Source organism: Delftia sp. WY8 (assembly GCF_018437695.1).
Lineage (GTDB): Bacteria > Pseudomonadota > Gammaproteobacteria > Burkholderiales > Burkholderiaceae_C > Comamonas > Comamonas tsuruhatensis.
In genome coordinates this window covers 427,358-439,686 of record NZ_CP049795.1, presented here as the reverse complement: position 1 = coordinate 439,686, position 12,329 = coordinate 427,358, and the positions used below count along the sequence as shown (strand labels likewise).

Here is a 12,329-nt window from a genome sequence, read left to right as displayed (position 1 = left end):
GGTCAGTTCCTCCGCGCCACGCCATCGGTACGCTCGATCCGCACCACGTCACCGCCATCGCCGCCCAGGCGCAGTTCGGCCGCGCCGAACAGCCGATCCACGATGTAGTACGGCGATCGGAAGCGGTAGTTCACCAGTTGCCCGTCGCCCTGCGCGCCGATCACGAACAGCGGTGGCAGCTCGCCTTGCGCGATGCCCGGCGGGAACTGGATATAGACCTTCTCGCCGTCATCAAAGGCGCGCAGCGGCTTCCACGGCGGATTGCTGCCGCTGACCGTGTAGCGAAAGCGGATCTTCTCCAGCGACAGGCCGGTATCGACCGGCGCGGCGGCGCTGGCCGCCTGCGCCTGGCGCTGCAAAGCCAGCATCCGGTCTTTCGGGTAGTCCCAGGACACCGAGGCCATCCACGCTTTATCCGTCGAAGTCAGCTCCAGCAGGTACGTCCTGCGGCTGGTAGTGATGACCAAATTCGTTTTGAGGCCCGAGCGGATGGGTTTGACCAGCACATTGACGCGCAGCGCCTCACCGCTGCCGCTGGACGTGTCGCCCACAATCCACCGGACGGTATCGCCTGCGGCCACCGTCACCAGTTCTTCGCCCGGCTGGAGCGAAACCACCGTCACGCGCCCCGGCGCGGCATAGACCTGATAGAGCGCGCCGTCCGTGAAGGGCCATACCTGAATCGCATTGACGTAGCCTTCGCGGGTCGGCGCGATGCGCGCCTCGGCATTGGCGCGCGAAACGCGCACCTTCTCGTCGGCCGGCTCCGGCGCGGCCGGGGCCGTGTCCACCTCGGGCAGCGGCTTCAACTGTGCTGGCAGCGCCAGTGGCTCGGGCACGGCCACGACTTCGACCGGCTTGGGCGGCGCGGGCAGCGGTTGCGCCTGCACCGGCTCATCGAGCGAAATGGTCGGCGGCGGCTTGCCCTGCGAGGCGCAGCCCGAGAACAGGACAGTCGAGGCCAGCAGGATCAACGGCAAAACGGATTTACGGAAAAGTGCATTCATGGCTTGGCTCCTTCGGAAGAATCCAGTTCGCGGCTCCACGCCAGGCCATTGACGTAGATACCCAGTGGGTTCTTACGCAGGCGCTGTTCGGTACGCGGTGTTTGCAGGACGCTGGAAAGCACGGCATTCCAGCGTTCGGTGCCAGCAGGCGCACCATTGACGAACCGCTGTTCCGTCCAGCGCACGTTGAACGACGTGTCGCTGGCGCGGACAACGCTGGTGATCTGCACCGTGACCGATTCCTTGCCGATTCGGGCGAATGGATCATTGGTGCTGGCATAGGCGTTGAGCGCGGCCGCGCCCTTGTCGGTGGTGTAGTCGTAGGCATCCAGCCAGTTCTGCCGCACCACGATGGGGTCGATGGACAGCGAGCGCACCAGCGTCACGAAGCGCGCCAGGTGGTGCGCGATCTGCGCATCGGCGGGCCGGTACGGCGTCGCCGCCTCGCCCACGGCGCGCACCTGCCCCGACTGATCGACCTCGATGACATAAGGCGTGACGATGGACTGCGCGGAACGCCACACCAGGCCGCCGGCCATCAACAGCGCGAGGGTGAGGCAACCGAAGGCCATGAATCGCCAGTTCTTGGCCTGGACGCGAGCCGAGCCGATGCGGTCGTCCCACACCTGCGCGGCAGATTGATATGGGGTGGCAGGCTGCGGCGTATCGGCGTAGCGCACCTGCGGTCGCTTGAATCGCATAGGGTTCTCCTTGGTGGTCAGGTATCGGAATCGCGCAGGCTCGGGCCTTGCCCCGAGCCGCCGCCGTCGCCACCGCGCAGCGTGTGGGCGGCGGTGGTCGCGGCATGGGTGATCTGCTGGCGGCGGTGCATCCGCTTGGCCCAGGCGGGTTGCTCTTGCTTAGGTGCGCTGGCGGCGCCGTCCGCGCCTTCGCCTGCGGCGGCCTGGCCGGAACCGGCAGCGCCGGCGCCAGCATCGGTGCCGTTCCAGCCAGCCCGGAAGGAATCGGCCATCTTCTGCTCGGCAGCGGAAGCGCCGGACGAGGCGCGGCGGCCTGCTGCCTGCGCGCCGGTCTTGGCGACATTGCCGAGGCCAGCCGCCGCGCCCTTGGCCCCGCCGCCCGCAGCGGCGGAACCGGTCTGGAAAGCGGACTTGGCGCTGCTGGCCGCCGACGTGGCGGCGCGTGCGCCACTGCCGGCCAGCTTGGCGGCGGCCGGGGCCATGCGTGCGCCCGCCATGACCGCGCCGCCCACGCCGGTCGCGGCGGCACCAATGGCAACACCCGTGCCAACCGCACCAACGGCAGCGCCGGCCATCGCGCCCGCGCCAAGCTGCGGCGCACCGGACACGAGGCCCGTGGCGATGCCGGGGCCGAAGATGCCCAGCGCCAGCAAGGCGAGCGAGGCCAGCATCACGACCAGCGCGTGGTCGATGGAAGGCTCGTCGGGGTGCACCTGGAACTCCGCGAACAGGCCCGAGCCGATGCCGACGATGACCGCCAGCACCAAGACCTTGATGCCCGACGACACCACGTTGCCGAGCACCTTTTCCGCCAGGAAACTCGTCTTGTTCCAAAGGGCGAATGGGATCAAGACGAAACCGGCCAGCGTCGTCAGCTTGAACTCGATCAACGTGATGAAAAGCTGCACCGCCAGCACGAAGAAGCAGAGGATCACCACCAGCCAGGCGAGGAACAGCACCACGATGGGATCAAGGTTGGTGAAGACCTCGGGGAAGCCGGCCATGTCGCCGATCTGCTCCAAGATCGGCGCGCCCGCGTCGATGCCGGTCTTTGCCAGCCGGCCCGGTTTCAGGAAGTTATCCATGCTCAACGTCGAGCCGGTGGCCGTCAGGCCCAGGCCGGCGAACGACCGGAAGACGATGCCGGCCAGCCAGTTGAAGTTGTTGATGATGTAGGCGAAGGCGCCGACGTAGAGCACCTTGCGCAGCAGCTTGGCGATCACGTCCTCGCCCTGGCCTGTGGCATGGCTCATGGCCCAATACAGGCCGGCGATGGTCATGTCAATGACGATCAGCGTGGCCGTCAGGAACGCCACTTCGCCTTGCAGCAGCCCGAAACCGGAGTCGATGTAGCGCGAGAACGTATCGAGGAATTTGTCGATGATGGTCACGTCGTTCATGGCGTGTCCTCCGTAGCCGAGAGCGGTGCATCGCCGGCCTCATCGGTGGGCGTGTCGAAACTCGCCGGGATCGGTGGCAGGTCGGCCAGCGAGCCGTATTCGTCCGGGCCGGTCTGGCCGGCGAAGAAGCGCCGCCGGAAGGCTTCGGCGGCGGCGCGGCAGTCGTCTTCGCCTGCGGCTTGCCGGTCGGTTGCGCATTGGGCGCGCAGCGCCTTAAGTCGCACGGGATCGGCGGCCAAGGTGGCGGCCACGTCTTCGGCCCTTTGTTGGGCGGACGACTGGCCGCAAGCGGTCAGCAGCATGGCCAGCAGCGAAACCGACAGAACGGGAACGCATCGCATGGCCGCCTCCCGTCAGTTGTTGTAGAAGTTGACGGACTGCGGCGTGTACGGCGTGCCGGTGCCCAGGAAGCGCCGCCGCACTTCGCGGGCGCGCTCCGTGGCCGCCGCCTGCCGTGCCAGTTCCAGCGATGCCGCCCGGTCTTGTGTGATCTGGAGCTGCTGCGCCTGGATGGACTGCTTGGCCTGCAAGGCGAGAAGCTGGTTCGTCGCCTGCATCGCTTGCAGCGCGCCGGTGGCGGACTGGCTCTGGCTGACCAGATCGGCCAGCGCGCTTTCGTCTTGGGTCAGGTTCTGCGACACCTGCGCCTGCATCCGCATCGCGGTGTGCAGGCCGTTAAGCGTGTTTTTCCAACGCTCCTGCGCATCGCGGAACATCTGATCGCCACTGACGGTTGCGGCGTATTGCTCGGGGTACAGGCGTGCGAACTCCCGATCCATGTTCGTCACGTCGTAGGCCAGCCCCTGCGCTTCGGCGATCAGGCGCTCGGTGGTGGCGAGCGTCGAGCGCAGCCGGTTGACGATGTTGAAGTCCAGATTCGCCAGGTTGCGCGCCTGGTTCATCAGCATCTGGGCTTCGTTCTGGAGCTGGTTGATCTGGTTGTTGATCTGCTCCAATGTGCGGATGGCGGTCAGCGTGTTCTGCACCAAGTTGACGGGATCAACGAAGGTGAGTGCCGCCGCCGGCTGGGCGAGCATCAGCGAGCCGGCCAGCGCGACGGCGAGCGAAACGGAAAGCACACGGGTCTTCATGGCAGGTTCTCCTGTCGTGGTTGGGAAAGGAAAGAAGCCGCCGCCGGCGAGGACGGCAGCAGGTCGGCGGCCCAATCGAGGCCGCGATGGCGCAGCCACGCACCGGCGAAGCCGGGTGCGCCGGCTTGCGTCAGCACGCGGTCGATGTCGCGTTGGTCTTGCGGTGTGGATGCGCCCGCGAACGCGAGCGCGGCCGGCCCCAGGTCGAGGTCGAACAGGCGATTGCCCAGGCGCGATTGGTAGTAGTAGTCGCGCTTGGGCTGCGCGGTGGCGACGATCTCGATTTGCCGACTGTTGAGGCCGAAGCCCTCGTAAATCGTGCGAATCTGTGGCTCGGTGGCCTGCGGGTTAGGGAGAAAGATCCTGCTCGCGCAGCTTTCGATGACTGCCGGTGCGATGGATGACTCTTTGACGTCGGCGAGCGACTGCGTATCGAAGACGACGGAAACCTGCTTTTTTCGCAAGGTCTTGAGCCACTGCCGAAGCCGGGCTGCGAATATGGGATCGTCCAGAAAGACCCATGCCTCCCCAAGAAAAAGCATCGTTGGCGAGCCATCGAATCGTTCTTCCAGGCGGGCAAAGAGGTAGTTCAGAACGGCCAGCACGGCGGCCTTGCTGTGCATGAGTTCTTCCATCTCGAAGCACTGCACATCCGCGCTACCCAGCCGGTCGTGGTCTGCATCCAGCAACTTGCCGTGCGCGCCACCGAGGACATAGGGCGCGAGCGCCTGGCGCAGCACGTTCGATTGCAGCAGGACGGACAGGCCGGTCAGCGTGCGCTGCTCCACGGGCGCACCGGCCAGGCTGCCGAGCGCCGACCAGATGGCAGCCTTCTCGTCGGGGCCGACGGTCACGCCTTCGTGCAGCAAGCGCCCTTCGATCCATTCGGCGGCCCAGGTGCGGTAGCCCTCGCGGTCGATGCGGGCGAGCGGCTGAAAGGCAATCTCGCCATCCGCACTGAGGTCGTAGTGCTCGCCACCCAGGCCCAAAGTAGCGGCGCGTATGGATCGCCCCACGTCAAAGACAAAGACGCGCGAACCGCGATAGCGGCGGAACTGCATGGCCATCATGGCGACCAAGACCGACTTGCCCATGCCGGTCGGGCCGACGATCATCGTGTGCCCCACGTCGCCGATGTGCGTCACCAGCCGGAACGGCGTCGCGCCATCGGTGCGCGTGACGATCAGCGGCGGGCCATCCAGATGCTTGTTGCGCTCGGGGCCGGCCCACACGGCAGATACCGGCATCATGTGCGCCAGGTTCAGCGTGGAGATGATGGGCTGGCGCACATTCGCATAGGCATTGCCCGGAATGGACGACAGCCACGCATCTACGGCGTTGAGCGTTTCGGGGATGGTGACGAAGCCTCGCCCTTGGATGACCCGCTCCACCATGCGCAGCTTTTCGTCGGCCACGGCCGGGTCGGCATCGAGCACCGTCACCGTGGCGGTGAGGTAGCCGAAGGCGACTTGATCGCTGCCAAGCTCCTGCAAGGCTGCGTCCGCGTCGGCCGCCTTGTTGCTGGCATCCGTGTCCACCAAGGGCGATTCCTGCTGGAAGATCGTTTCGCGCAGCAGCGCGATGACGTTCTTGCGCTTGGCGAACCACTGGCGGCGCAGGCGGCCCAGCTCCTTTTCCGCCTCGGCTTTGTCGAGGCAGAGGAACCGGGTTGACCAGCGATAGGCAAAGCCGAGGCGGTTGAGGTCATCCAGCAGGCCCGGCCAGGTCGAAGTCGGGAAGCCCCGCACCGACACCACGCGCAGATGCTGGTCGCCCAGCATCGGCGCGAGGCCGCCTACCAAGGCGGAATCGGCCAGCAGCGCGTCGAGGTGGAAAGGCACCTCGGGCACGCCCACACGGTAGCGCCGCGTCGAAACCGTGGCGTGCAGGTAGGTCAGCGTCTGCGCGTCATCGAGCCAGGCGATTTCCGGCATCACGCCATCGAGCAGGTCGAACACCCGATCCGTTTCCGCGACGAAGGCATCCAGCCGACCGCGCCAGTCCACACCGTCGCCGGGCGCGTGCTCGTAGAGCAGCTTGGCCGCACGAGCGCGGGATTCCTCCGGCGGCAGGTAGGCCAGCGTCAGGTGATAGGCGCTCTCGAAGTGGTTGCCCGATTCCTCGAAGGCGGCGCGGCGTTCCTCGTCCACCAGCCAGGACAGTGGTTCGGGAAACTCCGAGTGCGGATAGTCTGCGGCCGGCCGGCGCTCGGCCTCGATGAACAGCGCCCAGCCCGATCCCAGCCGGCGCAGCGCGTTGTTCAGCCGCGCCGTGGTGGCGATCAGCTCGCCCTGCGTGGCACTGTCCAGATCCGGCCCACGAAAGCGCGCCGTGCGCTGAAACGAACCATCCTTGTTCAGCACCACGCCTGGCGCGATCAGCCCGGCCCAAGGCAACCAGTCGGCCAGCAGTGCGGGCCGCTGGCGGTATTCGGCAAGGTTCAGCATGGCATCCCTCTCACACGTCCAGCAGCGGCTTGTGCTTGATGTGCCGGGCAAAGACCTGCATGAACTGCGGATCGACGCGCGCGCCCCACACCGCCAGCGAGTGACCGACGATCCAGAGCACGACACCGGGAATCCAGAGTTGCAGGCCCAGCCCGACGGCGGCTGCCAGCGTGCCGTTGGCGATCGCCACGGTGCGCGGTGCGCCGCCCATCAAGAGCGGTTCGGTCAGCGAACGATGCAGCGGCACCTCGAAGCCGGCCGCGAAGCTGTCCCACCCGCTCATACGACGGCCCCGCCGGAGAAGCTGAAGAACGACAGGAAGAAGCTCGAAGCCGCAAACGCGATGGACAGGCCGAAGACGATCTGGATCAGCTTGCGAAAGCCGCCCGACGTGTCGCCGAAGGCCAGCGCGAGGCCCGTGGCGATGATGATGATGACCGCGACGATGCGCGCCACCGGCCCCTGGATCGACTCCAGGATGGATTGCAGCGGGCCTTCCCACGGCATCGAGGAACCGGCGGCCTGCGCAGTTCCGGCGATGAACAGCAGCAGCGCGGCCAGCAGCAGACCACGCCCCGCCGGGCGGGCCAGGCTGCGCAGCCGCGCAAGGCTGGACAGGCGGGGAAGCGGATTTACGGAAAAGCGGAAAGCAGGAACGTGCATCTGCGTCATGGCAGTTCTCCAGGTTGGTCAGGGGACGGGAAAGGCGCAGCGGCATCGGCTGCGAGAGGAACCGGCGGCAGCTCGGGAAACGGCGTTTCCATTGCGTCCGCCAGGCGATAGCCGGTGCCGTCGAAGCCGACGACACGGGCGATGCTTTCGACGCGGCGCTTGCGGCCTCGTCCGGCGATGTAGATGACGACGTTGACCGCCTCGGCGATCAGCGCACGCGGCGGGTTCACCGCCACTTCGAGAATCAGTTGCTCCAGGCGCAGCAGCGCGCCCAGCGCGGAACCGGCATGGATGGTGGCGATGCCGCCGGGGTGTCCCGTGCCCCACACTTTGATGAGGTCGAGGGCTTCGCCGCCGCGCACTTCGCCCACGATCACGCGGTCGGGTCGAAGGCGCATCGTGGCGCGTACCAGTTCCTGCATCGACACCACGCCGGCGCGGGTGCGCAGCGGCACATGGTCGCGGGCTGCGCATTGCAGCTCGATGGTGTCTTCGAGCACCAGCACGCGGTCGCCGGTGGCGGCGATTTCCGCAAGCAAGGCATTGGCGAGTGTGGTCTTGCCGCTGCTCGTCGCTCCGGCGATCAGGATGTTCTGGCGCTCGCGCACCGCGCGGCGCAGGAAGTCCGCCTGGCCTGTGGTCATGATGCCGTCGGCGACGTAGCGATCCAGGCCGATGATGCTCACGGCGCGCTTGCGCAGCGCGAAGGCCGGGCCGGGTGCGGCCGGGGGCAGGATGCCCTCGAACCGCTCGCCGGTTTCGGGCAGCTCGGCGGTCAGCAATGGTCGGCCGCGATGCACTTCCGCGCCGACGTGGGCCGCGACCAGCCGGATGATGCGTTCGCCATCGGCTTCGGGCAGCTCCACGCCCAACGGCGTGCGGCCCGACGACAACCGATCCACCCATAGGGTGCGGTCGGGGTTGAGCATGATTTCCACCACGTCCGGGTCGGCCAGCGCGGCAGCGATGACTGGCCCCATAGCCGTGCGCAGCATCTGGATCCGGCGATCCAGCGAAGCCGCGGCCGACGAACGCGGTTCGGGCGGGATCTGTGGAACGGCGCTCATGAGGCACGCTCCGCAGCACGTTCATGCGCTTCGCCCAGCGCCGCCGCGTCATCCATCCGCATCGGGTCTGCGTGCAGTTCCTCCACCACGTCGCGCACCAGGCTCCGACCGCGTAGCAGGTGGCGGCCCAACTGTTCAACGAACTGCTCGAAGCGTGCCTTGCCCTGGGCGCGGGCCGCCTCCTGATGGGCCTCTGGAACCGGCGTACTGACGGTCAGGAAGTAGCGGATGAACAGCGCCAGCGTTTCGATCTGGATGTTCTGGTCGCGCTCCAGGCGCTCGGCCTGCCGCGACAGGCGATCCAGCCGCTTGGCGATAGCAGCCTCGCGCTGGTCGCCGGCATCGGGCGACAGCCACGATGCGAGAGCCGCTGCGACGATGGACGACTTGGACACGCCTTTCTTGGCGGCCAGCTCGTCGAGACGCTTGGCGTGCTCGTGCTGGATGAACAGATTGAGGCGGTATTGGCTCATAAGTCGATTCCGTCGTTGGGGTCGAGGGAAGCCAGCCGGGCCGTGCGCTGCATGGCCTGATCGAACAGACCGGGGAGAGCGGCCGCATAAGGCAGCGGCAGGTCGTCGTCATCGAGCAGCCCCAGGTCGTTGCCTGCGGACAGCGGTTCGGGGCTGTACTCGGTGATTTCGGATAGCTCGGGCTGGCGGCGTGGGCCGCCGTCATCGGAACCGCCCAGGTCGTCGGCGGATGCCGGGGCCGGTGCTGCGAGTACAGCGGGAATCGCCAGGTCGCTCCAATCGTCGGGGCGGGCCGGCGGCACATCGGCATAGCGTCCGGCCGAAAGCGCAGGCGGCGGCAGTACGCGCCGGGTGAAGTTCTCGTCCTCGTAGTAGCGCAGCTTCCGCGCCTTGATCGGCGGATGGCCGGAGATCATTACCACCGCCTCGTCGGGTGGAAGCTGCATGACTTCGCCCGGTGTCAACAGTGGTCGAGCCATCTCTTGACGCGACACCATGAGATGCCCGAGCCAAGGGGCCAATCTGTGCCCGGCATAGTTGCGCTGCGCGCGCAACTCGGTGGCGGTGCCGAGCATTTCGGAAATGCGCTTGGCCGTGCGCTCATCATTGGTGGCATACGCCACCCGCACATGGCAGTTGTCCAAAATGGAATTGTTCGGGCCGTAAGCCTTCTCGATCTGGTTGAGCGATTGCGCGATGAGGAAGCTGCGGATGCCGTAGCCAGCCATAAAGGCGAGCGCCGTCTCAAAGAAATCCAGCCGGCCGAGTGCAGGGAACTCATCGAGCATCAGCAGCAATTCGCGCTTGCGCTCGATGCCATCGGAACCATCAAGGGACTCGGTGAGCCGGCGGCCGATCTGGTTGAGGATCAGGCGCACGAGTGGCTTGGTCCGGCTTATGTCCGAAGGCGGCACCACCAGGTACAACGACACCGGCCGTTCAGCGGAAATCAGATCGGCGATGCGCCAGTCGCAGCGCGACGTGACCGCGGCTACCGTGGGGTCGCGGTAGAGGCCCAAGAACGACATGGCGGTGGACAACACGCCCGACCGCTCGTTGTCCGACTTGTTGAGCACTTCGCGCGCGGCTGAGGCGACGACGGGATGCGGCGCATCCCCTTGGTGTTTCGTCGTCATCATCCGGTGCAACGTCAGCTCGAATGGGCAAGCCGGGTCGGACAGGAAGTTGGCGACACCGCGCAGCGTCTTGTCTTCGCCTGCATAGAGCACATGCAGGATCGCGCCGACCAGCAGTGCATGGCTGGTCTTCTCCCAATGGTTGCGTTTCTCCAACGCACCTTCGGGATCGACCAAGATATCCGCAATGTTTTGCACGTCGCGGACTTCATGCACGCCGCGTCGCACTTCCAGCAGCGGGTTGTAGGCGGCGGATGCCGGGTCAGTGGGGTTGAACAGCAGGCAATGGGAGAACAGCGAGCGCCAGCCGGCGGTCAGCTTCCAGTTCTCGCCCTTGATGTCGTGAATGACTACCGACGAAAGCCAGGACAGCAGCGTCGGGATCACCATGCTGACCCCCTTGCCGGTGCGCGTAGGGGCAAACGCGATGATGTGTTCGGGGCCGAGGTGCCGCAGGTAGTAGCGAAGCCTGCCCAGCATCCGGCCCAGGAAGACGCCTGCGGTCTGCGTCAAACCGGCGTGCTTGATTTCCTCGTCAGTCGCCCAGCGTGCCGAACCGTAGGTCGTGACCAGGCGCGATTGCCGCGAGCGCCACACCGACATGGCGATGGCGACGGCCACGGCCACCAAACCACTGCCGCCAGCGATGGCCCCACCGATGTCGAAGACATGCGGCGCATAGGCATCGAAGAAGAACCACCACTCGAACAGCCGCCAGGGGTGATAGACCGGCGTTCCAAAGAGGTCAAACCACGGCGAGCCAAGGCGTACTTGATAGCCCAGGGCGGCGGCTGTCCATTGCGTTGCACTCCATACGCCGGCGATCACGATGCCGAAGACGGCGGTGATCTGCCCAAACAGCACGCCCTGAGCTTGCATTGACTGGCCTCCGATGTTCCTGCGCTATTCCTCTTTCAGAAACGGCACAAGGACGTGCCGCATAGCGCGAGGATCAGTGCCGGGTCAGTGCCGGTCAAAGCCTGTTATCGGAAGCAAGGTGATGAAAAAAGCAATGTTTCGGGCTACGAAGAACCCAGTAAAAACGCCGCAGGCGCGAGCGGGCTGCGGCGTGTTGACAAAGAAGGACAGGACTTTTTGCCGAAGGACTACCGATCAGAATTTCGGCGATGTTTCCGATGGCGTGTAGGGCGTCTTTCCATCGCCATAGAACCGCCGGCGCGTGGCTTCAGCGACTCGATTGCAAAGCACGTCACCAAGCGTCACGCGGTCGGTCTTGCATTGCTGTCTCAGTTCCTTCAACCATACCGGATCGGCAGCCAGTTCATCCACGGTGGGCACGCTGGCCTGCTTGGGTGTGTCCGACGGGCCGCAAGCAGTCAACAGCAGAACCAGCAGGAGCCAGAAAGATTTCTTCATAGCTCGATTTCCTCCTGGGGATCAGGTTCGGGCGGCAAAGCGGGCCTAGTGCCTTCGGGCAAGTCGATGGCCTGCACCCGCTCGATGAACCGGGACAGCACTTCCGAAACTTCGCCTTCGCGCCGCAGCAGGTAGGTCGTCAGCATAGGCGAACGTCCGACCAAGGGACGGGCTACCACGCCAGACTCCCGACTTGCCGTGATGTGCGGGCCGCCGGCCAGCCCCAAGGCGAAGCCGGCCGACACTACGATCATCATCAGCTCGAACGAAGCGACGCGCTCAACCACCAGTGGTTCTCTGTCAGAGCGACGTAGCACACGTTCGACCTGCCGCGCGTGACCTTCGCATGTCAATGGATCGCATAACACCAATGGGAATTGCAGAACTTCGTCCAGTGGGATGCGCTTGTGCTTGAGCAGATGGTGCCGGGCGGGAACTGCCACCATCAACGGATCACTCCATACAGCTTCTGCAGCCACGCCTTCACCCACTTCATCCGACTGCGCGAAGCCTACGTCGTACAGATCGTCTTGCAGCCCCTTTATCTGCTGCGATAGCGGCACCTGGAACAGCCGAATATCTACCTCGGGTTCCTCCTGCCGGCACATTGCCAATAAGGCCGGCAGGCGCGACGGCGTGATGCCGTCGGACAATGCAATGCGCAACTGCCCATGGAAGCCATTGGCCGCTGCTTTCACGCTGTCGCGGGCTTGCTGCAAGGCCGTGAAAACGCGAGGCACATGCTCAAGAAAAAGCTTCCCCGCCGGTGTCAGTCGTGTGCTTCGGCTGGTGCGGACGAACAATTTTTCACCGAGGTCATCTTCCAACTCCTTAATGGTGCGCGATAGCGGAGATTGCTCAATGTGCAGTCGCTCGGCAGCGCGGGCGAAGTGGAGTTCTTCCGCCACCGCCAGAAAACAGCGCAAATGACGTAATTCCATAGCTGACCGCCTTGATA

13 protein-coding genes are annotated in these 12,329 nt (G+C 65.5%); all 13 read right to left on the bottom strand.

The features are described 5' to 3' along the window. Positions 1-2 precede the first annotated feature (2 nt). Entirely contained in the window at positions 3-1,007 is a 1,005-nt protein-coding gene (gene trbG / locus G4D77_RS01925) for a P-type conjugative transfer protein TrbG (RefSeq protein WP_034008115.1), read from the bottom strand. Beyond that, a complete protein-coding gene (trbF, locus tag G4D77_RS01920) occupies positions 1,004-1,708 on the bottom strand; it encodes a conjugal transfer protein TrbF (RefSeq protein WP_042858581.1) in 705 nt (234 codons plus the stop codon). Before trbF ends, trbG begins: the two co-directional genes overlap by 4 nt. Positions 1,709-1,725: 17 nt before the next feature. Beyond that, complete coding sequence (gene trbL, locus G4D77_RS01915; RefSeq protein ID WP_034008112.1) at positions 1,726-3,108, bottom strand: P-type conjugative transfer protein TrbL; 1,383 nt, start codon at positions 3,106-3,108, stop codon at positions 1,726-1,728. Then, on the bottom strand, positions 3,105-3,449 hold the full coding sequence (locus G4D77_RS01910) for an NlpC/P60 family N-terminal domain-containing protein (RefSeq protein WP_034008110.1): 345 nt from the start codon (positions 3,447-3,449) through the stop codon (positions 3,105-3,107). Before G4D77_RS01910 ends, trbL begins: the two co-directional genes overlap by 4 nt. A gap of 12 nt (positions 3,450-3,461) precedes the next feature. Continuing rightward, on the bottom strand, positions 3,462-4,199 hold the full coding sequence (trbJ, locus tag G4D77_RS01905) for a P-type conjugative transfer protein TrbJ (RefSeq protein WP_034008108.1): 738 nt from the start codon (positions 4,197-4,199) through the stop codon (positions 3,462-3,464). Then, positions 4,196-6,646, bottom strand: a complete 2,451-nt coding sequence (gene trbE, locus G4D77_RS01900) for a conjugal transfer protein TrbE (RefSeq protein WP_034008106.1) — start codon at positions 6,644-6,646, stop codon at positions 4,196-4,198. The genes trbJ and trbE overlap by 4 nt, the downstream gene beginning before the upstream one ends. A gap of 10 nt (positions 6,647-6,656) precedes the next feature. Further along, the gene (locus G4D77_RS01895) at positions 6,657-6,929 is read right to left on the bottom strand and encodes a VirB3 family type IV secretion system protein (protein ID WP_034008104.1); all 273 of its coding nucleotides are present in this window, start codon (positions 6,927-6,929) and stop codon (positions 6,657-6,659) included. Then, entirely contained in the window at positions 6,926-7,318 is a 393-nt protein-coding gene (locus tag G4D77_RS01890) for a TrbC/VirB2 family type IV secretion system protein (RefSeq protein WP_034008102.1), read from the bottom strand. Before G4D77_RS01890 ends, G4D77_RS01895 begins: the two co-directional genes overlap by 4 nt. Continuing rightward, entirely contained in the window at positions 7,315-8,385 is a 1,071-nt protein-coding gene (trbB, locus tag G4D77_RS01885; protein ID WP_034008101.1) for a P-type conjugative transfer ATPase TrbB, read from the bottom strand. The genes G4D77_RS01890 and trbB overlap by 4 nt, the downstream gene beginning before the upstream one ends. Then, on the bottom strand, positions 8,382-8,858 hold the full coding sequence (locus G4D77_RS01880; protein WP_034008098.1) for a ribbon-helix-helix protein, CopG family: 477 nt from the start codon (positions 8,856-8,858) through the stop codon (positions 8,382-8,384). Before G4D77_RS01880 ends, trbB begins: the two co-directional genes overlap by 4 nt. Continuing rightward, positions 8,855-10,873: a conjugal transfer protein TraG gene (locus G4D77_RS01875; protein ID WP_034008096.1), complete on the bottom strand. Its 2,019-nt coding sequence runs from the start codon at positions 10,871-10,873 to the stop codon at positions 8,855-8,857. The genes G4D77_RS01880 and G4D77_RS01875 overlap by 4 nt, the downstream gene beginning before the upstream one ends. A gap of 234 nt (positions 10,874-11,107) precedes the next feature. Continuing rightward, a complete protein-coding gene (locus tag G4D77_RS01870) occupies positions 11,108-11,371 on the bottom strand; it encodes an EexN family lipoprotein (RefSeq protein ID WP_034008095.1) in 264 nt (87 codons plus the stop codon). After that, positions 11,368-12,312, bottom strand: a complete 945-nt coding sequence (locus tag G4D77_RS01865; protein WP_034008094.1) for a LysR family transcriptional regulator — start codon at positions 12,310-12,312, stop codon at positions 11,368-11,370. The genes G4D77_RS01870 and G4D77_RS01865 overlap by 4 nt, the downstream gene beginning before the upstream one ends. Between the last annotated feature and the right edge of the window lie 17 nt (positions 12,313-12,329).